Here is a 21,974-nt window from a genome sequence, read left to right as displayed (position 1 = left end):
GTATTGTGACTCATCAATCATCCCAACGTCTCGGGCGGCGCATTTGTTCCCGCCAGTTTACGCGCTAGCCATTTCCAGCGCGCGGTTTACGCTGAACTGGCGAATTTTCGCACGCAGCTGCGCCGCATCCAGCCCTGCGAACTCTCCTTCGCTCTGCCGCCGCACGAACTCTGCGTACAGGTTCTCCACCCGCGCCCCCCGCGCATAATCGTAGATCCCAATGAAGACCTCTCCCACCGGGTGCCCATCCTGCGGGTCGGGCCCGGCCACGCCCGTCAGCGCCACGCCAACATCTGCTCCGCAACGCCGCGCCGCCCCCTTTGCCAACTCCGCCGCGGTCTCCGCTGCCACCGGTCCATGCGCGCGCAGGGTTTCCTCGCTCACTCCCGCCAGGTCGTGCTTGAGCTCTGTTGCATAGACAATGACGCCACCGCGTAAAACCGCCGAAGCCCCAGGCACCTCTGCAATCGTGGCCGCGCACAGCCCTGCGGTCAGGGATTCCGCCGTCGCGATTGTCAGCCCTCGCCGGGTGAACTCCCGGACCAGGTGTTCGGCGGCAGGGTTCACCGTCATTTAAGCGTTTTCCTTGCGCGAGTCAAGGATGTACTGCACGCCGGTGACAACGGTCTGCACCACGGCCACACCCATCACGATCACAGCGATGGTCTGCACGACCCCGCCGAACGGCAGGATGTAGAGGAACACCGCCAGGGTCTGCAGAACCGTCTTCAGTTTTCCGCCCTTGGAGGCCGGAACGACATTGCCCTTGCGCGCCAACACCATGCGCCAAACGGTAATGCCCAGCTCGCGTACCACGACGATCGCGGTGACCCACCACGGCAGCTCGCCCAAAATGTTCAGACTGACGAAAGCGGAGATCATCAGTGCCTTATCCGCGATCGGGTCGGCCAGCTTGCCGAAGTCGGTGATGACCTCGTAGCGCCGAGCCAGGTAACCGTCCAGCTGGTCGGTGAACATCAGCAGGCTAAAGGCGAGCAGTGCCCACCAACGGTGGGCGCGGTCAGGCTCGGCTCCCGCTACGTCCCAATCCCCCGAGGTCAGGATCAGCCAGAGGAACACCGGGATCAGGGCGATGCGAATGCACGTGAGTACATTCGGCAAGCTCACGCTGTGGACGAACGTGCCAAACGAAGATCGCGGTGCTGAAGTATTCACAAGTACCTATCCTACCGTGGAGCTCTCTTCGTTTTCGGCCAGCTTCTTCTTGCCGACCGTCATGCTCAGGACCGTGGTAACCACCAGCACGCCGACGATGACGATAAGCGACAGCTCCACGGAAACCTCAGGAACGGCAACTCCCTTGCCCCCGTTGATAAACGGCAGGTTGTTCTCGTGCAGCGCATGCAGGATCAGCTTGGTACCGATAAAGGCCAGGATAATGAAAAGGCCGTAGCCGAGGTACACCAGGCGTTCCAGCAGGCCATCCAGCAGGAAGTACAGCTGTCGCAGCCCCATCAGGGCCAGGGCGTTGGTCGTGAACACGATGTACGGCTCGCTGGTAATGCCGTAGATGGCAGGGATGGAGTCGAGGGCGAACAGCACGTCCACGAAGCCGATGGCCACTAGGGCGATGAAAAGTGGCGTCAAAACCCTCTTGCCGTTTTCCTTAAACCACAAACGGTCCGACTCGTAGTGATCCGAGACATGGATAAACTTCCGGGTCATCTTGATGACCATCATGTCCTGCGGGTCCTTCTCCTCCTCGCCGGAGACCTCGTCCCACAGCAGCTTCGCCGCGGTCCACAGCAGGAACAGGCCGAACAGGTAGAAGACGTCGGACCACGCCTCGATGATCGCCGCGCCCAGGGCGATGAAGATACCACGCAGGATCAGCGCCAGCGCAATGCCGATGAGCAGCACCTTCTGCTGGTACTTGCGGGGGATCTTAAAGGAGCTCAGGATAAGCGCGAAGATAAAGAGGTTATCCACGCTCAAGGCCTTCTCGGTGATATAACCGGCAAAGAACTCCAGGCCGTGCTGGTGCGGGTTACCTGGCTCACCCCAGGTTAGCCAGAGGAAGCCGCCGAAGAGGCAGGCGAGAGCCACGTAGAACAGGCTCCACAGCGCCGACTCCTTGATGCTCGGCTCGTGGGGTGTTTTGACGTGGCTGTAGAAATCGAAGACAAAGAATCCGGCGACCACCAGGATGGTGATGGTCCACGTTAAGGCATTTACTTCCATGGAAAACCTCCGGTCGATAAAAACTCATCACTAAATAGACCGGAGGTCTCCCCTGCCCGTTCCATGAAAGTTACGAGCCGACATGACCGGGAGGTCCGCGGCTTTACCGCAACCTTCCGTGCTGACGATCAATGTCGAGGGCGCCAAGCATACTTGGCGTTAGGGTACTCCCCTCCAACTGCCGACTACTCTACACCCGCCAGAGGCCGGTTGCGCCATAGGAGCTACACGGCTCCGCTCGGCGGGTTAGCTGCGACCACGCGCGTGCCGTCATCGCCGGAATCATCGCCGTCGTGAACGCCTTCGACACCCTCGGCATCTGCCTCTATGACCTCCTTGGGTGCGTCCTCGGGGTTTGCGCCCTTGATCATCCAAAGCATCGTGTCGAGCTCCTCGGGCTTTACCAGCACCTCACGCGCCTTCGAACCCTCGGACGGTCCGACCACTCCGCGGGTCTCCATCAGGTCCATTAGGCGCCCGGCCTTGGCAAAGCCGATACGCAGCTTGCGCTGCAGCATCGAGGTCGAGCCGAACTGGCTGGTGACCACCAACTCCACTGCCTGCAGTAGATCCTCCAGGTCGTTGCCGATGTCCGGGTCGATGTCCTTCTTCGCCTCGGCGGCCTTGTCCTCGGTGACACCCTCGGTGTAGTCGGGCTCGGCCTGGTCCTTGGCGGCCTCCACGACGGCGTTGATCTCCTCGTCCGTCACGAAGGCGCCCTGAATGCGCTGCGGCTTACCCGCGCCCTGCGGGATGAACAGCCCATCGCCCATGCCAATCAGCTTCTCTGCGCCGCCCTGGTCCAGGATCACGCGGGAGTCGGTGGAGGAACTGGTGGCGAAGGCCAGTCGGGAAGGAACGTTCGTCTTGATCAGGCCGGTGACCACGTCCACGGACGGGCGCTGCGTTGCCAGCACCAGGTGGATACCGGCGGCGCGCGCCTTCTGGGTGATGCGCACGATCGAGTCCTCGATCTCGCGCGGGGCAGTCATCATCAGGTCGGCCAGCTCGTCGACTACGCACACGATGTACGGGTACGGGCGGTACTCGCGCTCCGAGCCCAGCGGGGTGGTGATCTCGCCGGACTTAACCTTGCGGTTGAAGTCCTTGATGTGGCGCACGCGGCTGGCCTTCATGTCCATGTAGCGCTGCTCCATCTCCTCAACCAGCCAAGTAAGAGCGGCAGCCGCCTTCTTTGGCTGGGTGATGATGGGCGTAATCAGGTGCGGGATGCCCTCGTAGGGGGTCAGCTCCACCATCTTCGGATCCACCAGGATCAGGCGTACCTCGTCCGGCGTGGCGCGGGTCAGCAGGGAAACCAGCATGGAGTTCACGAAGGCCGACTTACCGGAACCGGTGGAGCCGGCCACCAGCAGGTGCGGCATCTTCTGAATCGAGTGGGCCACGAAGTCGCCCTCGATGTCCTTGCCCAGGCCGATGACCATCGGGTCGGCATCACCGCGCACCTTCGGCGCCTCCAGCACGTCGCCGAGGCGCACCATTTCGCGGTCGGTGTTGGGCACCTCAATGCCCACTGCGGACTTGCCCGGGATCGGGGTCAGCAGGCGCACGTTGTCGGTCGCCACCGCGTACGCCAGGTTGGACTGCAGGTTCGTGATCTTGGAGACCTTCACGCCCGGGCCGAGTTCTACCTCGTAGCGGGTCACTGTCGGCCCGCGGCTAAAGCCCGTCACCTGCGCGTCGACGTTGAACTCCTCGAACACCTCGGTGATCGCCTCGATCATCCGATCGTTGGTTTCGCTGCGGGTCTTCGGCGCATCGCCGTTGAGCAGCAGGTCCGTCGACGGCAGCGCGTAGTCGCTTTCTTCCTTGTTCGTTGTGGCTTTCTCTGCGACCTTATCTGTGACGCCCTCAGCCACGTCCTCTTCCAGCTCCGACTTCGGCGTGGAGGCTGGAACCGCAGCAGCGTCGATCCCCGAGCGGGCGATGATGGCCTGTCGCACCGAGTCACGGGAGTCGGCTACGGGATCCCGCTTGGGCTCAGGCTTGGACTCTGCCTCGTCGTCATCCAGCAGCTCTGCGACGTCCTCTACCTGTGGTGCAGGCTTCGGCTGGGTGCGCTTAGACTCCGGGCGCTTTGGCTGGGGGCACTTCGGTTGGGTGCGCTTGCGACGCTGCGGTGCGCGGGAGGACGCAGTGTCGAGCACCAGGGTCTCGTTGGAGTCAGCCGCGTCGTCTACGTCGCTCCCCTGTTCCTCCACCGGGTAGTTGTCCATCGGCGTCCGGCGGGCGGCGCGGGTGATCTGACGATCGACGTGGCCATACTGATCGTCCTCGTCAACGTCGTTGGATTGGTCTTCGTAGTCGGCGTAACCATCGCTACCGCGACCATCACGCCAACTGCCCACACCCAGGAAGTCAGCTGCAAGGGTATAGATCTGTTTTACCGTCAGACCCGTGAGCTGCAGTGCGCCGTACACAATGGCCAGCAGTAGCAGAGGAACGGCCAGGTAGACGCTAAAGCCAACGGCCATCGGCGTACCGATAGCCTGGCCGACAAGGCCGCCCGCGCTCGCCTTTCCGGCACTATCAGTGGGCTGGCCGGCGAAGATATGAATGAGCCCCAGCATCGGCAGAACTACCAGCGCGGAGCCGATCCACAGGCGGACGGTGGAACGCTGGGTGCGCTCGATGCCGACCATCAATACCCAGGCGGCGAAGACCATGGCGATCGGGACTACGTATCCGCCCGCGCCGATGATCCAGGTGAGAATTCCCGCGATGCCGTTACCCACGGCACCGCCCACTCCAAACCAGAGGGTTCCAGCCAGGATTAGGGCTACGGCGAACACGCCGATGGCCGCACCGTCGTAGGAGCCGCCGATGCGCATCGGTCCTGCACCTTCGCTGGGGTCTTGGGCGCTGAAGTCGGCGTCAAAACCATCGTCCTCAGTGTCCGGCGTCCAACCGTCACCAGCGCGCGAACCACGACCCGAATCAAGCTTCTTGACTTGACTATTGCGCGAACTCCGCTGCTTCCCCTTCTTGGAGATCACCTGGGTTTCCGCCTCCTCTAGAAAATCTGCGTCGTCATAAGAATCAAAGTCACCTGCGTCACGGCGGGTCGCTAGGCGGCGAGTCAAGCCACCGATACCCCGTGCCGCTCCACTAAACGCAGACCCCAGCGAGTGGCCGACCACGCCGAAGGCGCTGCCGGTCCTCTCGAAGTCTTCGCCCCCGGCATAGCCAGAATAACCGGCACCGACCGGCGCTGCGGATCGAGTATCTTCAAACCCACCGCGACGGCCGGAGCCCGGCCGGTTGGCGTGTGCGCCCCTTCCGCGGGGCGCAGAGCTGCGAGAACGACTAGTGACAGACATGGCCACCACTCTAGTCGCACTGATCACAGTAGTCACATGAGCAACACGCGCTTTGTTCTAAAAAGATGCTCAGATTCAGCGGAAAACTTTTTAGAACACGTGGCGCTTAATGCGCGCGGTCGTGCCCTCATCCGCAGGGTTCAGAACCACGTCCACCGCGCCGTCGCGGCCATAGAGCCACATCAGCAGCTCCCCGGCTTCGCCGCTTACCCGCACCTCGTCGGTGGTGTCGGCACCCGCACGAACCACCGTCGGCGCGGAGGCGTCGGTACGCTCCAGCACCACGTGAATGGTCGAGGAGCGCAGGAAAAACCTCGCCATCTTCCCCACTGCCTTCCACAGGTCATCCCGGGCGGACTGCGGTAGGTCGCGGGGAGCGTACTCCCCTCCCCCACGGCGCAGATCCTCGTGGTGGACGAAGTTCTCGGCGAGGTTGGCGTACTTGTCCGCCAGTCGCAATGGGTTCCACGTCGGCGGACCGTTGCGGTACATCTCCACCAGCTCTGCGTACGGCTTGGACTCGTAATCGTGGCTGACGGAATCCAGACGATTGGCAAGCCCCTTGAAGAACATGCCAGCGGCAGCATCCGGACGGTACTCGCGGATAACGAGGTGGACCACCAAATCGCGAGCAGTCCAGCCCGCGCACAACGTAGGTGCGTCTGGACTGGACTGCTGTAGAAGGTTCGCCAGGGCTTCGCGTTCCGCTTGGGAGGTGTTCATGTTGTGTTCCATGCCACCCCAGCGTAGCGAAACCTTAGGCTATACGGATTCGCGCGCCTCTTCTTCCTCGAGTTCCTCGACGATCTCGGAGCTCATCGGCACAACGGTAGGCACGATCATCGGCTTGCGGTTCCACTTGTCGGAGATCAGTTTGCCCACCTTGCGGCGGATGGCCTGTGCCATGCGGTAGGGATCGTTCTCGCCCTCGCCAGCCAGGTCGATCATGACGTTGTCGACCTTCTCCTGGATCTCCTTGAGCATGTCGCGGGCATCATCGGAGAAGCCCTTGGCCTGCACGCTCGGAGCCTCCAGCGGACGCCCGGTGCGGTTATCGATGACGGTGGTGATGGAAATCAGGCCACCCTCGGACATCGCGGTGCGGTCCTCCAGAACGCCGCTGTCGATATCGCCCATGCGGGTGCCGTCGACGTACAAGTTACCGACGGTGATCTGGCCGACCACCTTCGCGTGACCATTGTGTAGGTCGACAACCACGCCGTTCTGCGCCAGCGGAATGTTGTTCGGGTTCACGCCCGTGCTGATCGCCAGCTCCTTGTTGGCGCGCAGGTGGCGCCACTCGCCGTGCACCGGCATCGCGTTGCGCGGGCGGGCGGCGTTGTACAAGAACAGCAGCTCGCCGGAGTAGCCGTGGCCAGAGGTGTGTACCTTCGCGTCGCGGCCCGTAATCACGGTCGCGCCGATCTGTGACAGCATGTTGATCACGCCGAACACTGCTTCCTCGTTACCCGGAACCAGGGAGGAGGACAGGATAATCAGGTCGCCGTCGCGGACGGTGATCTGGCGGTGCTCGCGGCGGGCCATGCGCGACAGCGCGGCCATCGGCTCGCCCTGCGTACCGGTCGTAATCAGCACGACCTTGTGCGGAGCCATCTTGGAGGCTTCGTCCATAGAGACGATGGTGCCGCGCGGGACGTTCAGGTAGCCCATGCGCTCTGCGATCTCCATGTTGCGGATCATGGAGCGGCCGTTGAAGGCAACCTTGCGGTTGGCCGCCACGGCGGCATCCACGGCCGACTGCACACGGGAGACGTTCGATGCGAAGGAGGCGATGATGACGCGCTGCTTAGCGTCGCGCACCAGGCGCTTCAGCGTTGGCGCGATGTCAGCCTCGGAGCCGGAAACGCCCGGGGTGGTGGCATTGGTGGAGTCACACAGGAACAGGTCGACGCCCTCGTCGCCGAAGCGAGACAGCGCAGGAAGATCCGTCGGACGCCCGTCCAGCGGGGTCTGGTCCAGCTTGATGTCGCCGGTGTGCACCAGCAGGCCAGCGCCGGTCTTCAGCGCGATGCCCAGACAGTCCGGGATGGAGTGGTTCACTGCGAAGAAGCGCAGGTCAAACGGGCCACGGCTCTCGTGGGAGTTCTCGTCGACCTCGATCAGCTTCGGGCGCTGGCGGTGCTCCTGAGTCTTCGCTGCGATCAAGGCGCAGGTGAAGCGGGAGGCAATGATCGGAATGTCCGCGCGCTGCTTCAGTAGCCACGGGATAGCACCGATGTGGTCCTCGTGGCCGTGGGTGATGACCAGCGCTTCCACGCGGTCCCACTTGTCCTCCAGGTAGCTGAAGTCCGGCAGGATTAGGTCCACGCCCGGCTCACCGGAGCTCGGGAACAGCACGCCACAGTCGATGATCAGCAGGCGGCCTTCGTACTCGAAAACCGTCATGTTGCGGCCGATCTCGGAGATGCCGCCCAGCGCGACGATGCGCAGGCTGCCCTTCGGCTGCTTTGGCGGCTTCGGCAGGCGCTGCGTCAGGTCCGCGCCCTGCATGGTCTTCAGCGCGCCCTTGCGACGGTCGCCACCACGACCCCGGCCGCGGCCCTTGCCGCCGCCGTTGTTCCGGTTGCCGCTGTTGTTGCTGTTATTGCTGCCGTTGTTACCACCGTTGCCACGGCCGCGACCACGGGAGCGACGATTACGGTTGCGGTTGCCGCCACCGTTGTTGTTCTTGTTGCCGCCGTTATCGGCAGAGCCGTTGTTATCGTTGCCGCCGGAGTTGTTGTTGGCGTTGTTCTTAGCGACGCCACCATCGTTGAAAACCGTCGCAGCCTCAGCGTTGGAGACAGCGGTGTTATCCGATTGTGCTTCCGCTTCCGCGCTCGGCGGAGCGGCCTTCCGAGTAACCTTGCGGCCTCGGGAACGTTGTTCAGTCATATTTTCCCTATACCCCTGCTGCCTGCAGGTCTTGAGCCAGCTGATCCATCTCAGCTGCTGTTGGTTCGATAATGGGAAGACGCGGTGCACCCACGTCCTTCCCCTTTAGCTTCAGTGCTGCCTTCGCGAATGTCACGCCCCCGAGGCGGGCCTGTGCCTTCTGTAGCGGCTGCAGTTGCACTGCGATGCTACGGGCGGTGGCAATGTCGCCTGCGTCGAACGCATCCCTCATCTGCTTGAGCTGTCGCGTTGCTACGTGGCCAATCACAGAGATGAAGCCGGTGGCACCTGCGGCCAACCAGGGCAGGTTCAGCGGGTCGTCGCCCGAGTACCAAGCCAGGTCGGTGTTCTCAATCAGCTCCATGCCGGCGGCCAGGTCTCCCTTTGCATCCTTGACGGCGGCGATCTGTGGATGATCGGCCAGTCGGTGCAGGGTCTCCGGCTCCACCGGGACGACGGAACGAGAGGGAATGTCGTAGACGCACACTGGAATATCCACTGCGTCCGCAACGGTCTTAAAGTGCTGGTAGATACCCTCCTGGCTGGGACGGGAGTAGTAAGGAGTCACAACCAGCAGAGAGTCAGCCCCCGCCTCTTGCGATGCGCGAGACATTTCTACGGTGACAGCTGTGTCATAAGACCCGCTTCCGGCGATCAGCTTAACGCGGTCGCCGAGCTCGGATCGTACTGCTCTGAGCAGGTCAAGCTTCTCGGTCGCACCCGTGGTGGGTGATTCTCCGGTAGTTCCGGCCAAGACCAAAGAATCGCAGCCCTCATCCACGAAGTGGCCAGCAAGTGCCACGCCCGCGTCCAAGTCGATGGAGCCGTCCTTTTTGAAGGGGGTCACCATCGCAAGAGAGATAGTTCCGAAGTGCGCGGATCCCCTTGTTGCTGCGTTACCTGTACTCATGACTTCCCAGACTACCTTCCTTCGCGAGAAACTCACGTATTTGGGTGGTTAATTTCGGCGGGTTGTAATTGACGGCCCTAAGACCCGCCGCCCTTAGGATTCGCCTACGTACGGGCTCGTCGCCATCTCCCCGCCGTCGTGCAATTGCGTGATCGAGAAGTCCTCGAACACGTTTGGCGCTACTTCCTGCAGTTTACGCAAGCACGCGACAGCGATCCGACGGATCTCCGGATCCGCATGCTCGGCGGCACGCATGGCGATAAAGTGCCGCCAGCTACGGAAATTGCCGCTCATGACGAAACGGGTTTCGATGCAGTTCGGCAGCACCGCCCTGGCCGCCTGGCGCGCCTGCTTCGTGCGCAACACGGCGTTTGGCTCCTCGGCGAAGTCCTCGCCCAGGCCATCCAGGATCTCCCGGTAGGCGTCGTATGCCACATCCGCTGCCTGCAAGAATAGCTTCTTCAAGTCCTCATTGCCGGCTACCGCTTCGGGCACCACGACCCGTGCCTCGTCGGCGGGCACGTAGCGCTGCGAAAGCTGGCTGAAGCTGAAGTGCCGGTGGCGCATGATCTCGTGGCTGCAGGAGCGAGAAACCCCGCGCAGGTACATCGAGGCGCTGGCGTGCTCCAGCAGCGTGGTGTGGCCGACGTCCATAATGTGGCGGACGTAGGCCGCATTCGTCGCGGTGTGCGGGTTGGGCTTATCCCACGTTTCGTAGCAAGCCCTGCCCGCGAACTCGACCAAAGCGGCACTGTCGTCTGCGTCGGTTTGCCAGTCCAGGTCCGGCACTGAATCGAAGGCGGTGTGACCCACCAGGTCGATCTGTAGGGGTGCAACAGTAGCCATGAACTAGGCCTTAGCACCGCCGTTGACGTCGCCGTCCAGGCCCAGGAAATTCTCCAAACCGATGGTCAGACCCGGGTTCTCCCCGATCTTGTCCACGCCGATCATGATTCCCGGCACGAAGGACTCGCGGTCGTAGGAGTCCTGCTTCAGGGTCAAGGTCTGCCCCTTGGTGCCGAAGATGACCTGCTCGTGGGCAACCATGCCGGTCATGCGCACGGCGTGCACCGGTACTCCCTGCACGTCAGCACCACGCGCCCCGTCCAGGGACTGCGTGGTGGCGTCCGGCTGCTCGGCCAGACCGGCGGCCTTACGAGCGCGCGCGATACCTTCCGCGGTGTGCACCGCAGTACCGGAAGGCGCGTCCACCTTGTTCGGATGGTGCAGCTCCACGACCTCGGCGGACTCGAAGAAGGGCGCTGCGATCTCCGCAAACTTCATGGTCAGCACGGCGGAGATGGCGAAGTTGGGGGCAACGAGCACCCCAGTCTCCGGGGATTCCTGCAGCCAACCGCGGACGGTCTCGAAGCGCTCCTCCGTCCAGCCGGTGGTACCGACGACGGCGTGGATGCCGTTATTAATGCAAAACTCCAGGTTGCCCATCACGGCATCCGGAACGGTGAAGTCCACCACGACCTCAGCCTTGTTATCCACCAGCGCCTGCAGGTCATCCCCATGGTCGATGGCGGCCACCAGCTCGTGGTTCGCGTCAGCCTCAACGGCGGCTACAACGGCGCTGCCCACACGCCCGCGGACACCCAAAACACCAATGCGAGTCATAGATCAATCGCTCCTTAATAGCTCTCAATTAGCCCGTAGCTAGCGGCTAGTTGTCTTCGACCAGGACCAGGGAGATCTTGCCGCGGTTATCGATGTCCGCGATCTCCACCTCGAGCTTGTCGCCCACCGAGACCTCGTCCTCCACCCGCTCGATGCGGCGGTCGCCACCCAGGTTGGAGATGTGGATCAAGCCGTCGCGCCCCGGCAGCAGGGAAACGAATGCACCGAACGCGGTGGTCTTTACTACCGTGCCCAGGAAGCGGTCGCCCACCTTCGGCTGCTGCGGGTTCGCGATGGCGTTGATCTTCTCCTCCGCCTCGCGCGCAGCCTCCCCGCCGACGGCGGAGATGAACACCGTGCCGTCGTCCTCGATGGTGATGTTCGCGCCTGTCTCCTCCGTGATCTGGTTGATGGTCTTGCCCTTCGGGCCGATGACCTCACCGATCTTGTTCTGCGGAATGTTAATGCTGGTGATCTGCGGGGCCAGGTCGCTCATGTCATCAGGCGAGTCAATGGCCTCGCCCATCAGCTGCAGGATCTCCAGGCGCGCGGTGCGCGCCTGCTGCAGTGCCTCGGCCAGCACGTCGGACGGAATACCGTCGAGCTTGGTATCCAGCTGCAGAGCCGTCACGAAGTCGGGAGTACCCGCGACCTTGAAGTCCATGTCGCCGAAGGCATCCTCGGCGCCCAGGATGTCGGTCAGGGTGACGTACTTGTCCTTGCCGGCCTTGCCAACCTTGCCGGTCACCAGACCCATTGCAATACCCGCCACCGGCGCCTTCAGCGGCACGCCGGCGTTGTACAGGCTCAGGGTCGAGGCGCACACGGAACCCATGGAGGTCGAACCGTTGGAGCCCAGAGCCTCCGAGACCTGGCGGATGGTGTACGGGAAGTTGTCACGGCTGGGGATCACGGGCGTCAATGCGCGCTCCGCCAGTGCACCGTGGCCGATCTCGCGGCGCTTCGGGGAGCCCACGCGGCCGGTCTCGCCGGTGGAGTACGGCGGGAAGTTGTAGTGGTGGATGTAGCGCTTCGTGGTCTCCGGGCCCAGAGAGTCGATCTGCTGTTCCATCTTCAGCATGTCCAGCGTGGTCACGCCCAGGATCTGGGTCTCGCCGCGCTCGAACAGGGCGGAGCCGTGCGCACGCGGCAGCAGCTGGACGACGATGCCCAGGTCGCGGATCGTGGTGCTGTCGCGGCCGTCGATACGGAAGCCATCCTCCAGGATGCGGCGACGCACCACGGTCTTGGTGACCTCGTTGTGGGCCGCGCGGATCTCCGCCTCGCGCTCCGGGAATTCCGGCAGCAGGTCATCGACGCTGGCCTGCATGTTCGCGGCCAGTGCCTCGTCGCGCTCCTGCTTGTCAGCGATGGCCATGATGTCTTCCAGCGCATCCAGTGCTTCCGCCTGGACAGAGGCGAAAACGTCCTCGCCGTAGGGCGGGAACAGCTCGAATTCGCGCGTCTCGGCGTCCACAGCCTTGGCCAGAGCGTCCTGCGCCTCACAGAGCGTGGCGATGAACGGCTTAGCGGCCTCGATACCCTGCGCCACAACCTCTTCGGTCGGCGCCGGTGCACCCTCGGCGATGCGCTCAACGACGGTGTCGGTAGCGCCGGCCTCGACCATCATGACGGCAACGTTCGGCTCGCCGCTGCCCGCCCCCTTGCCACGACCGCGACCGCGGCCACGGGCGGGCTTCACCGGCTCGGTTACACGACCAGCCACGACCAGCTCGAAGATGGCCTTTTCTTCCTGCTCGCGCGTCGGGAAAGCAACCCACTGACCATCCGGGTGGTCGGCGTCCACGACGAGCGCCATGCGCACGCCACCCACCGGGCCGGAAACCGGCAGGCCGGACAGCTGGGTGGAGGCGGAAGCGCCATTGATAGCCAGCACGTCGTAGCGATCCTTCGGATCCATCGACAGGACGGTCACGATGACCTGCACCTCGTTACGCAGGCCGCGAACGAAGGTGGGGCGCAGCGGACGGTCGATCAGGCGGGCGGCCAGGATCGCATCCGTGCCGGGGCGGCCTTCGCGGCGGAAGAAGCTACCCGGGATGCGGCCGACGGAGTACATGCGCTCTTCCACGTCCACGGTCAGCGGGAAGAAATCGATGCCCTCGCGCGGCTGGCGGGAGGCGGCGGTGGTGGACAGCAGCATCGTGTCCTCGTCCAGGTAGGCCGTCACTGCCCCAGCGGCCTGGCGGGCCAGCAGCCCGGTTTCAAAGCGGATGCTGCGGGTGCCGAAGTCGCCGTTATCAATGGTGGCCTCTACTTCCCACACACCGGCATCCGGGTCAACGAGCTCTGCTTGGATGTTCTGCTTCTTCGTACTCATAATGGAGTTTCGCAATCGCCTTTCTGCGTTACCTTGCGTTGCACTCCACGGCGGTTGCCTGTTCGTCTGGTCTTCGGTGCCGACGCCACCGACGTGGAATTTTCTTGAACTATTCGATTGGCTTTTAGGTTTTAACCGGCATCAAGACTAGCACGAAATAGCACAAACGCCCGCCACCTCGTCTTTTGAGAGGTGGCGGGCGTTTGATTTAAAGCTTTAGCGACGCAGACCCAGGCGCTCGATCAGGGAGCGGTAACGGTCAACGTTGTTCTCGGCCAGGTACTTCAGCAGGCCCTTGCGGCGACCAACCAGCAGCAGCAAGCCACGGCGGGAGTGGTGGTCGTGCTTGTGGTACTTCAGGTGCTCGGTCAGCTGACGGATGCGAACGGTCAGCAGTGCAATCTGAGCCTCCGGGGAGCCCGTGTCGGTCTCGTGCAGGCCGAACTCCTTGAGAGTCTCGGTCTTCTGTTCCTTGGACAGTGCCATGGATGAATCTCCTTGATAGTTATTTCAGTCCGCGCGAAAGGTTCAACCAGCGACTACCGCAGACCACAGTCGCTAGACCTTGGGAGTCTAGCACGCCCAGGCCTCAGCTCCCAAAACGCTTAGCCCAGCGCCATGCGGGTTTCGGTGACGTCCCGGCCAATCGCCTCGATCAGCTCGTCCAGCGAGTTATACGTTTCCATTCCCCGCAGGTGGTGAACAAACTCCACAGCGATGTCCAGGCCGTACAGGTCGGCATCGTGATCCAGGATGAAGCTCTCCACACTGCGCGGCTCGTGGCCGAAGGTGGGGTTGGTGCCGACGGAGATCGCGGCCGGCAGCCGCTCGCCCACCGGCATGGTGCCGATGGTCGCCCCGGCGGAAATCCCGTGCCCGGGCAGGGTCGTCACGTAGCCGGCGTAAACACCGTCGGCGGGCAACGCGAACTTCTCGGCGAAGTACAAGTTCGCCGTGGGGAATCCCAACGCCCTGCCGCCGCGGCCAGCACCGTGGGTTACTTCCCCCGCTACCCGGAAGTGCCTTCCCAGCGCCTCGTTCGCGCCGTCTACGTTGCCCTCGGCCAGAGCCTTACGGATCCACGTAGAGCAGACCACGTGATCGCCGTCTTCCAGCAGCTCCAGCACGTCCACCCGCATGCCGCGCGCCGCGCCCAGCTCGCGCAGAGTCTCGGGCGTGCCCGCTGCCTTGTGGCCAAAGGTAAAATTATCCCCCACCACCACGGCCTTGGCGTTCAGCATCTTGACCAGCACCTGGTCCACGTACTCCTCCGGCGACCAGCTGGCGATCTCCTTGGTAAAGGAAACGACGACCACGTGGTCAATGCCGTACTCGTGGGCCAGTTCCGCACGACGGCGCACGCTCGACAGCAGTGGCGGCACCGCCTCCGGCTTAAAGACGACGGTCGGGTGCGGGTCGAAGGTGAACATCACGCTCGGCACTCCCCGTTCGCGCGCCAGCTCCACCGCCCGTTGCAGCAGCTCTTGGTGCCCGCGGTGCACGCCGTCGAACACGCCGATGGTCACGACGGTGCCGCCGGCTGCCAGGTGTTCGGGAATTCTGTCCAGTCCGTACCAGATACTCACACGTTGCATGCTAGTCGATAGTCTATGGGTATGAACCAGCGCAGTGCCCGTTCCGTCCTGAGCCACTCCGGGGTCGTCCTCGTGGACAAGCCCTCCGGCCCCACCTCGCACGACATGGTGGCCAAGCTTCGCCGGATCATGGGCACGCGCCGGGTCGGCCATTCGGGCACCCTCGATCCGCTGGCCACGGGGTTGCTAGTTGTGGGCGTCGAAAGAGGAACAAAATTTCTGGCCCACGTCGTCACTCACGACAAGCGCTATGAGGCAACCGTCCGTTTAGGGGCCGCCACCCACACCGACGACGCACAGGGCGACGTGCTTTCCACAGCCTCTTCGGAGGAACTACAGGCGCTGACAGAACAGCAGATCCGCGACGCCTTTGCCGCACAACGGGGCGACATCATGCAGCGCCCGACCTCGGTTTCCTCCATCAAGATCGACGGCAAGCGCGCCCACGAGCTCGTCCGCGAAGGCCACGACGTGGTGCTGCCCGAGCGGCCCGTCACGATCTTTGCTCTGGACGTCCACGATGTTGTTGTTGATGACGCCACCTCGTGCATCGACGCCCGCATCTCCGTGCACTGTTCCAGCGGTACCTACATCCGGGCGATTGCCCGGGACGTCGGCGAGGCTCTGGGTGTGGGCGGACACCTGACGCAGCTCCGCCGCACTTCGGTGGGGCCCTTCGACGTCTCCGAGGCGCGCACGCTGGAACAAATCGAGGAGGATCCAAGCCTGACGCTCACCTTGGACGAGGCGATGGTGCGCTGCTTCGAGCCCCGCGAGATCAGCGAATCGGAGGGAGTAGACCTTTCCCTCGGCAAATGGCTGGAGCCGGTTGGCAACCAGGGCGTGCGCGCGGCGATCACGCCGTCCGGGCAGGCCATCGCGCTGATCGAGGAGAAGGGCAAGCGCGCTTCCAGCGTGTTCGTCGCCCGCCCGGCGGGAATGGACTAATGAGCCGGAACGGCCGCGGCGGTAATCACATAGCCGTTGCGGATGGTCCACCGCCCCTGGATGAACGGCACCGGCACCGGGCGCGCCAGCAGGTATGAGGTAAACGTGCCGTCAGGGCGCAGGTCAATGTCGGCCTGATCGAAGTCCAGGAAGCGGTGCGTGAGAGGGAACCACGTCTTGTAGGTGGCTTCCTTCGCGCTGAACAGCACGGTATCCAGCAGCTGCAGGTCCTCGGAGCGCATTGCCTTGTGGATGCGGCGCTGCTCGCCCAGGTTGGCGATCGTGTTGAACACGCCCTCCGGCAGCGGGCGAGCCACCTCCACGTCGATACCGACGGACGCCCAACGGTCGGTTGGCGCCAACAATGCCGCGCGGAAGCCGTCGGTGTGGGTCAGGGATCCAGAGATTCCCTGCGGGAACAGCGGCATCCCGCGCGGCCCGCGTAGGATCGGCGGGTGTGCGTCCATGAAGTTCTTCAGCGCCTGGTGCGCACACCAGCGCGAATCGCCGAAGTCGGCCTTACGCCGATCCACAGCCCCGTCCACCAGAGCCTGCTCCTCTGCCGGGAGTGCGTTGAACTGGCTCAGATCCCCCTGAATGCTGTGCAGCTCTGCACAGGCTGTACCCTGCGGCAGCAATCCGCGCGGAATGGTCGGCTGCTGTGCGCCGAAGGTCTCCACGATCGCCAGATCCCCTGGCGCCGTTGCGAGCGTTCCGTTGTGCCTCATGCTGTCACCTCCTCGACGAGTACTGGGTAGGGCCACAAATTTTTCTCCAAGCGGGGCGGAAGGGTGACCTTCCTCTCCCTCGGGTAACCGAGGGAGACTTCCACATGCGTTACATTGCCGAGCGAAAATTCTACCGGAATATGTAAATGGCCATAAATCACCGCGCGCGCTCGATAGCGCTCCGGCCACTCCTGAGTGTGTCGCGTACCCGACCACAGGCCGATCTCCTGGTGCCGGACGTTAGCCATTGCCTCCCGCGCCAGCGGCCAGTGGTTCACCAGAATGGTCGGCCCTTCCACAGAGGCCAGCCTGCGCACCGAGTAGCGCAGCCGCTCCCGGCACCACAGAATCACGTCCTCATACGGCGCAATCGCCAGGTCGTCCATCAACACGATGCCTTTGTCGCGGGCTGCCGCCAGCGCTGCAGTGGGCGTCATAGAAGGGTCGCGCCACGAGTGATCGTAGAGGGTAAACAGCGGCACCACGGTGTGCCCCGCGAACATCGGGAAGGGATCCTCCGGGGTAAGCACACCGAGGCGCTGGGCGACCGCGATGACTGCGTCGTACTTCGCGCGACCGTGGGTGGTATCGCTGGTGCGGCTATAGAGCTCGTGGTTGCCGGGCGCGTAGATGACCTGTGCGAAGCGGCTTTGCAGCAGCCCCAGGGTGCGCTCGATGGTGGGCAGATCCTCTGCGATGTCCCCGGCGACGATGAGCCAGTCGCCCGCGTGAGCAGGCCGGACGTGTTCGCGGACCAGATCCAGGTTGCCGGGGGCGCGCACGTGCAGGTCGCTGACAGCCCATAGGGTTCGGGACATCGGGCGCTCCCCCTCTCGCGATCAGGTCACAACGGTTAACAAGTTTAACACTAGCTAACCCACTGATCACCGGCGAAGCGCCAAGTCACGAAGGCCAGGCGGATCAAAATGAAGCTAAAGAGGCCCCACCAGATGCCGACCAATCCCCAGCCAAAGATCCAGGAAAGCCACACCAGCGGAATGAATCCGGCCAGCACAGAGACGATGGTGGCGGTGCGCAGGAAGGCCGCATCCGCCGCCCCGAGCAGCACGCCATCCAGGGCGAAAACCACACCCCCGGCCAGCACCAGGAGCACCAACAGCCACCACGGCCCGCCGATCGTGGCCAGCACGTCGGTATCCGTCGTGAAAATGCGCGGGATGGCGTGGGCGCCTACCGCCAGCCCGGCAGCCAGCACCAGGCTGGCACCGACGGAGAAGCGCAGCACGGAGACTCCGACCTTGCGTGCCGTCGCCGCCGACCCCGCGCCCAAGGCCGCCCCCACCAGCGCCTGGGCGGCGATGGCAACCGAATCCAGCACCAAAGTCAGGAAGTTCCACAGCTGCAGCAGCACCTGGTGGGCGGCCAGCGGGGCCGGACCCATGCGTCCGGCCACCATCGCCGCGGAAATGAAAGCCACCTGGAAGCTCAGGCTGCGTAGGATCAGGTCCCGCCCCATCACCAGCTGCGACTTAATCACCGGCCAGTTCGGAGCCAGAGACTTGCCGTCCCCTTCCGCGCGCCAGTACACGACCAGCGCCCCGAGGAAGCAGGCGGCGATGATGACCTCCCCCAGCACGTTGGCGTACGCCGAGCCCACCAACCCGTAGCGGTTGACCGCCAGCGGGACTATTGCCGCCATCGGAATCACCCCGGCCAGCGTGAACCACAGCGGCAGCTTCGTGTTGGACATTCCCCGCAGCCAGCCATTGCCCGCCATGGTACACAGCGCCGGGATGATCGACGCGCACGTCACCCGCATCCACTTCGTGGCCTCGGAGACGACGGCGGCGTCATTAGAAAAGAAGCCCATAATCGCCGGGGCGAAGGCGAAAACAACGCCAGCCAACAGCGCTCCGACGGCCAGGGCAACCCACGTCGCCTGCACGCCCTCGTAGATCGCGTTGGCACGGCGACCGGCACCATAGTGGCGAGCGGCGCGGGCGGTCGTGCCATAGGACAGGAACGTCAGCTGGGTGGTGACGGTGCCCAACACCGTCGCGCCCGCAGCCAGCGCCGCCAGGTCCGCAGCCCCCAGGCGGCCAACAACCGCCGTGTCCAGCAGCAGATACAGCGGCGTGGCCGCCAAAACAACGAGAGCCGGCCAGGCCAGCCCCAGGATAGTGCGGGCATCGGCCTGGCCGGTAGCGGATTGTGCAGTCACTACGGCTTGTACGGATCCTCATCGCCTGCCGGGCGGGCGCCCGCGGACTGCGCACGCAGAGCCTCGTCCTGGGCCTTCGCCCGGGCCAGCAGCTCCTCGAAGTGCGCGGAAGCCTCCGGAACCGTGTCCAAGCTAAAGCTCAAGGTTGGGGTGAAGCGCACGCTCAGCTGATCGCCAACGATCTTGCGCAACTGCCCCGTAGCCTTAGCCAGCGCTGCCTCCGCCGCATCCGTATCCGGCTCTGCGTCCACGGTCTTGCCGCGCACGGTGTAGAACACCGTCGCGTCGTGGAGGTCGCCGGTTACGCGCGCGTCCGTGATGGTCACGAACTCCAGGCGCGGGTCCTTGATCTGCCGCTCGATGGCCGTGGCAACAATCTGCTGAATGCGCTTAGCCATGCGCGCGGCACGCGCGTGATCAACCATTAACTTCTCCTTCTAAAGACCTTGGACACTAGACAGCTTAGGTGCGCGACTGTTAGGTTCGCGGCACCTCGACCAGCTCGAATACCTCGATGATGTCGTCGACCTGGATGTCAGGGTACGACAGCACCATACCGCACTCGTAACCTGCGGAGACCTCGGTGACGTCGTCCTTCTCGCGGCGCAGCGACTCGATAGTCGCCTTCTCCGCCACGACGTTGCCGTCGCGCACCAGACGCGCCTGGGCGTTGCGGCGGACCTTGCCGGTCTCCACCATGCAACCTGCAATGAGGCCGACGGAGGAAGCCTTGAAGATCTGGCGGATCTCCGCGGTACCGATCTCCTTCTCCTCGTAGATCGGCTTCAGCATGCCCTTCAGCGCTGCCTCTACCTCCTCGATCGCCTTGTAGATGATCGAGTAGTAGCGGATGTCCACGCCCTCGGCGTTCGCCACCTCGGTGGCCTTGCCTTCCGCGCGGACGTTAAAGCCGATGATCACCGCGTCGGAGGCGGCTGCCAAGTTGACGTTGGTCTCCGTCACCGCACCGACACCACGGTCGATGATGTTCAGATCCACTTCGTCGTCGACTTCGATCTTCAGCAGCGCGTCTTCCAGGGCCTCGACGGTACCGGCGTTGTCGCCCTTCAGGATCAGGTTCAGGGTGTTGGTTTCCTTCAACACCGCGTCCAGATCCTCCAGGGAAACGCGCTTGCGGCTGCGTGCAGCCAGCGCGTTGCGGCGACGGGCGTCACGGCGATCCGCGATCTGGCGCGCAGTGCGGTCCTCGTCGACAACCAGCAGGTTATCGCCAGCACCGGACACGCTGGTCAGGCCCAGAACCTGGACCGGGCGGGACGGGCCGGCTTCCTTGACGTCGTTGCCGTGCTCGTCGATCATGCGGCGCACGCGGCCGTAGGCGTCGCCAACGACGATGGAGTCGCCGACGCGCAGGGTACCGCGCTGGACGATGATCGTGGCAACCGGGCCGCGGCCACGGTCGAGGTGCGCCTCAATAGCGACGCCCTGTGCGTCCATATCCGGGTTAGCCCGCAGATCCAGCGACGCATCGGCCGTCAGCAGGACGGACTCCAGCAGCTGGTCGATGTTGGTGCCCTGCTTAGCGGAGATGTCCACGAACATCGTGTCGCCGCCGTACTCCTCCGGAATGAGGCCGTACTCGGTCAGCTGGCCACGGATCTTGTCCGGCTGGGCGCCGTCCTTATCGATCTTGTTCACCGCGACCACGACCGGAATGTCGGCGGCCTTGGCGTGGTTGATCGCCTCCACGGTCTGCGGCATCACGCCGTCGTCCGCGGCGACCACCAGGATCGCAATATCGGTGGACTTTGCACCGCGAGCACGCATGGCGGTGAATGCCTCGTGACCCGGGGTATCCAGGAAGGTGACCAGGCGGTCCTCGCCCTCCATATTCACGGAAACCTGGTAGGCACCGATGTGTTGGGTGATGCCGCCGGCCTCGCCGGAACCGACGTTGGCCTTACGGATCGTATCCAGCAGGCGGGTCTTACCGTGGTCAACGTGACCCATGACGGTAACCACCGGCGGGCGCTGGGCCAGGTCTTCGTCCTCGCCCTCGTCCTCACCAAACTGCAGGTCGAAGGATTCCAGCAGCTCGCGGTCCTCGTCCTCGGGGGAGACGACCTCGACCTTGTAATCCATTTCCTCGCCGAGCAGCATCAGGGTTTCGTCGGAGACCGACTGAGTAGCGGTCACCATCTCGCCCAGGTTGAACAGTGCCTGAACCAGTGCTGCCGCATCCGCCTGGATCTTCTCTGCGAAGTCCATCAGGGAGGCACCACGAGCGAGGCGAATCTTCGCGCCCTTGCCGTTAGGCAGCTTCACGCCGCCAACGACGCTCGGCGCCTGCATTGCCTCGTACTCGTTGCGCTTCTGACGCTTCGACTTGCGCCCCTTACGCGGTGCGCCACCCGGACGGCCGAATGCACCTGCGGTGCCGCCACGACGCCCACCGCGTCCACCGCGCGGGCCTCCCGGGCCACCTGGACCGCCGGGGCCACCGTGACGTCCACCGCGACCACGGCCGCCGCCGAAGTTGTCGGACTTCGACGGCATCTGGGCTGGGTTCGGGTGGCTCGGCATCATTGCCGGCGACGGACGGCGGCCGCCGCCCTGCTTAGCGCCTGGCTTCGGACCGGACTTCTTGGCTCCACCCGGGCGGCTACCCGGACGCGGCATGTCGCCCGGGCCTGCCTGGCCACCGCGCGGACGCGGTGCTGGGCGCTCGGCCGGAGCGCCAGAGGAAAATGGGTTGTTGGCCACACGCGGGGCGCGGCCGCCCGGCTTCGGACCTGGCTTGGCACCGCCCGGCTTGGGCCCTGGCTTGGCACCACCCGGCTTCGGGCCCGGCTTGGCACCGGGCTTCGGAGCTGGCTTCTCGCCTGGCTTCACAGTGGAGGTAGGACGGGTGCCAGCGCCCGCGACCGGGTTGGTGTTCTTCACTGGCTGCGGCCCCGGCTTGGGTCCGGGCTTCGGCCCCGGCTTCGCGGCAGCCTTAGCGGCAGGCTTCGACCCCGGCGTTGCTGCGGGCTTGGGGGTAGCTGCACCTTCCTTGGTGGTCTCTTCACCCACCCCGTAGTGCTTCTTCATCTTCTTCACGACGGGCGGCTGCACCGTCGAAGAAGCGGTCTTAACGAACTCGCCTTGTTCCTTCAGGGTGGCGAGCAACTCCTTGCTCGTCACTCCGAGTTGCTTGGCCAACTCGTGTACGCGTAGCTTTCCGGCCACTACTCTCCTTCATGTTTGCG

18 protein-coding genes are annotated in these 21,974 nt (G+C 64.0%); 1 reads left to right on the top strand and 17 read right to left on the bottom strand.

The window, feature by feature from the left end; translation table 11 throughout:
- Nucleotides 1-57: 57 nt before the first annotated feature.
- From QKE30_RS00575 to QKE30_RS00520, 12 genes are all read right to left on the bottom strand, one after another.
- Nucleotides 58-573 carry a nicotinamide-nucleotide amidohydrolase family protein gene (locus QKE30_RS00575; protein WP_347933832.1) on the bottom strand — a complete coding sequence of 172 codons (516 nt, stop codon included), beginning with the start codon at nucleotides 571-573 and terminating at the stop codon, nucleotides 58-60.
- On the bottom strand, nucleotides 574-1,176 hold the full coding sequence (pgsA, locus tag QKE30_RS00570; RefSeq protein ID WP_034964962.1) for a CDP-diacylglycerol--glycerol-3-phosphate 3-phosphatidyltransferase: 603 nt from the start codon (nucleotides 1,174-1,176) through the stop codon (nucleotides 574-576). It lies immediately after the preceding gene.
- A 6-nt stretch (nucleotides 1,177-1,182) separates the two neighbouring features.
- Nucleotides 1,183-2,202: a TerC family protein gene (locus QKE30_RS00565; protein ID WP_347933831.1), complete on the bottom strand. Its 1,020-nt coding sequence runs from the start codon at nucleotides 2,200-2,202 to the stop codon at nucleotides 1,183-1,185.
- Nucleotides 2,203-2,426: 224 nt separating this feature from the next.
- Nucleotides 2,427-5,543, bottom strand: coding sequence for a DNA translocase FtsK (locus tag QKE30_RS00560; protein ID WP_347933830.1), 3,117 nt, complete (start codon nucleotides 5,541-5,543; stop codon nucleotides 2,427-2,429).
- A gap of 90 nt (nucleotides 5,544-5,633) precedes the next feature.
- Nucleotides 5,634-6,266: a TIGR03085 family metal-binding protein gene (locus QKE30_RS00555; RefSeq protein WP_239199615.1), complete on the bottom strand. Its 633-nt coding sequence runs from the start codon at nucleotides 6,264-6,266 to the stop codon at nucleotides 5,634-5,636.
- Between the two features lie 39 nt (nucleotides 6,267-6,305).
- On the bottom strand, nucleotides 6,306-8,438 hold the full coding sequence (locus tag QKE30_RS00550; protein ID WP_239199618.1) for a ribonuclease J: 2,133 nt from the start codon (nucleotides 8,436-8,438) through the stop codon (nucleotides 6,306-6,308).
- A gap of 7 nt (nucleotides 8,439-8,445) precedes the next feature.
- Nucleotides 8,446-9,348, bottom strand: a complete 903-nt coding sequence (gene dapA, locus QKE30_RS00545; RefSeq protein ID WP_035003691.1) for a 4-hydroxy-tetrahydrodipicolinate synthase — start codon at nucleotides 9,346-9,348, stop codon at nucleotides 8,446-8,448.
- Between the two features lie 93 nt (nucleotides 9,349-9,441).
- Nucleotides 9,442-10,194, bottom strand: coding sequence for an FAD-dependent thymidylate synthase (thyX, locus tag QKE30_RS00540; protein WP_239199637.1), 753 nt, complete (start codon nucleotides 10,192-10,194; stop codon nucleotides 9,442-9,444).
- Nucleotides 10,195-10,197: 3 nt separating this feature from the next.
- Complete coding sequence (dapB, locus tag QKE30_RS00535; protein WP_239199658.1) at nucleotides 10,198-10,971, bottom strand: 4-hydroxy-tetrahydrodipicolinate reductase; 774 nt, start codon at nucleotides 10,969-10,971, stop codon at nucleotides 10,198-10,200.
- Nucleotides 10,972-11,017: 46 nt separating this feature from the next.
- The gene (locus tag QKE30_RS00530; protein ID WP_239199678.1) at nucleotides 11,018-13,312 is read right to left on the bottom strand and encodes a polyribonucleotide nucleotidyltransferase; all 2,295 of its coding nucleotides are present in this window, start codon (nucleotides 13,310-13,312) and stop codon (nucleotides 11,018-11,020) included.
- Nucleotides 13,313-13,528: 216 nt separating this feature from the next.
- Complete coding sequence (gene rpsO, locus QKE30_RS00525) at nucleotides 13,529-13,798, bottom strand: 30S ribosomal protein S15 (RefSeq protein ID WP_005295163.1); 270 nt, start codon at nucleotides 13,796-13,798, stop codon at nucleotides 13,529-13,531.
- Between the two features lie 119 nt (nucleotides 13,799-13,917).
- Nucleotides 13,918-14,898 (bottom strand): bifunctional riboflavin kinase/FAD synthetase, encoded by a 981-nt coding sequence (locus QKE30_RS00520; RefSeq protein WP_239199680.1) that lies wholly within the window; start codon nucleotides 14,896-14,898, stop codon nucleotides 13,918-13,920.
- A 30-nt stretch (nucleotides 14,899-14,928) separates the two neighbouring features.
- On the opposite strand from QKE30_RS00520, the gene truB reads away from it, so the two are divergent.
- Nucleotides 14,929-15,855 carry a tRNA pseudouridine(55) synthase TruB gene (gene truB, locus QKE30_RS00515; protein WP_239199682.1) on the top strand — a complete coding sequence of 309 codons (927 nt, stop codon included), beginning with the start codon at nucleotides 14,929-14,931 and terminating at the stop codon, nucleotides 15,853-15,855.
- On the opposite strand, the gene QKE30_RS00510 is transcribed toward truB, so the two are convergent.
- Genes QKE30_RS00510 through infB form a run of 5 tightly spaced genes read right to left on the bottom strand, consistent with a single transcriptional unit; the run spans nucleotide 15,852 to nucleotide 21,954 of the window.
- Nucleotides 15,852-16,583, bottom strand: coding sequence for a 4'-phosphopantetheinyl transferase superfamily protein (locus tag QKE30_RS00510; protein WP_239199685.1), 732 nt, complete (start codon nucleotides 16,581-16,583; stop codon nucleotides 15,852-15,854). The two genes, truB and QKE30_RS00510, sit on opposite strands and share 4 nt — an antisense overlap.
- Nucleotides 16,580-17,401 carry a metallophosphoesterase gene (locus QKE30_RS00505; protein ID WP_239199687.1) on the bottom strand — a complete coding sequence of 274 codons (822 nt, stop codon included), beginning with the start codon at nucleotides 17,399-17,401 and terminating at the stop codon, nucleotides 16,580-16,582. Before QKE30_RS00505 ends, QKE30_RS00510 begins: the two co-directional genes overlap by 4 nt.
- Before the next feature lie 50 nt (nucleotides 17,402-17,451).
- Nucleotides 17,452-18,765, bottom strand: coding sequence for an MATE family efflux transporter (locus tag QKE30_RS00500; protein ID WP_239199690.1), 1,314 nt, complete (start codon nucleotides 18,763-18,765; stop codon nucleotides 17,452-17,454).
- Nucleotides 18,765-19,190: a 30S ribosome-binding factor RbfA gene (rbfA, locus tag QKE30_RS00495; RefSeq protein WP_239199693.1), complete on the bottom strand. Its 426-nt coding sequence runs from the start codon at nucleotides 19,188-19,190 to the stop codon at nucleotides 18,765-18,767. Before rbfA ends, QKE30_RS00500 begins: the two co-directional genes overlap by 1 nt.
- A 52-nt stretch (nucleotides 19,191-19,242) precedes the next feature.
- Complete coding sequence (infB, locus tag QKE30_RS00490; RefSeq protein WP_347933829.1) at nucleotides 19,243-21,954, bottom strand: translation initiation factor IF-2; 2,712 nt, start codon at nucleotides 21,952-21,954, stop codon at nucleotides 19,243-19,245.
- Nucleotides 21,955-21,974: the final 20 nt, after the last annotated feature.

Origin of the sequence: Corynebacterium sp. c24Ua_83 (assembly GCF_039907245.1) — a bacterium.
Classification (GTDB): domain Bacteria; phylum Actinomycetota; class Actinomycetes; order Mycobacteriales; family Mycobacteriaceae; genus Corynebacterium.
Note: the sequence above shows the minus strand (reverse complement) of the source record. Positions and strands in the feature narration are given on the sequence as shown.

Excerpts from the sequence above, each read along its gene's own strand:
- QKE30_RS00575 (WP_347933832.1), bottom strand. The coding sequence starts at position 573 with ATGACGGTGAACCCTGCCGCCGAACACCTGGTCCGGGAGTTCACCCGG.
- QKE30_RS00565 (WP_347933831.1), bottom strand. The coding sequence starts at position 2,202 with ATGGAAGTAAATGCCTTAACGTGGACCATCACCATCCTGGTGGTCGCC.
- QKE30_RS00560 (WP_347933830.1), bottom strand. The coding sequence starts at position 5,543 with ATGTCTGTCACTAGTCGTTCTCGCAGCTCTGCGCCCCGCGGAAGGGGC.
- QKE30_RS00555 (WP_239199615.1), bottom strand. The coding sequence starts at position 6,266 with ATGAACACCTCCCAAGCGGAACGCGAAGCCCTGGCGAACCTTCTACAG.
- QKE30_RS00550 (WP_239199618.1), bottom strand. The coding sequence starts at position 8,438 with ATGACTGAACAACGTTCCCGAGGCCGCAAGGTTACTCGGAAGGCCGCT.
- dapA (WP_035003691.1), bottom strand. The coding sequence starts at position 9,348 with ATGAGTACAGGTAACGCAGCAACAAGGGGATCCGCGCACTTCGGAACT.
- thyX (WP_239199637.1), bottom strand. The coding sequence starts at position 10,194 with ATGGCTACTGTTGCACCCCTACAGATCGACCTGGTGGGTCACACCGCC.
- dapB (WP_239199658.1), bottom strand. The coding sequence starts at position 10,971 with ATGACTCGCATTGGTGTTTTGGGTGTCCGCGGGCGTGTGGGCAGCGCC.
- QKE30_RS00530 (WP_239199678.1), bottom strand. The coding sequence starts at position 13,312 with ATGAGTACGAAGAAGCAGAACATCCAAGCAGAGCTCGTTGACCCGGAT.
- rpsO (WP_005295163.1), bottom strand. The coding sequence starts at position 13,798 with ATGGCACTGTCCAAGGAACAGAAGACCGAGACTCTCAAGGAGTTCGGC.
- truB (WP_239199682.1), top strand. The coding sequence starts at position 14,929 with ATGAACCAGCGCAGTGCCCGTTCCGTCCTGAGCCACTCCGGGGTCGTC.
- QKE30_RS00510 (WP_239199685.1), bottom strand. The coding sequence starts at position 16,583 with ATGAGGCACAACGGAACGCTCGCAACGGCGCCAGGGGATCTGGCGATC.
- QKE30_RS00505 (WP_239199687.1), bottom strand. The coding sequence starts at position 17,401 with ATGTCCCGAACCCTATGGGCTGTCAGCGACCTGCACGTGCGCGCCCCC.
- rbfA (WP_239199693.1), bottom strand. The coding sequence starts at position 19,190 with ATGGTTGATCACGCGCGTGCCGCGCGCATGGCTAAGCGCATTCAGCAG.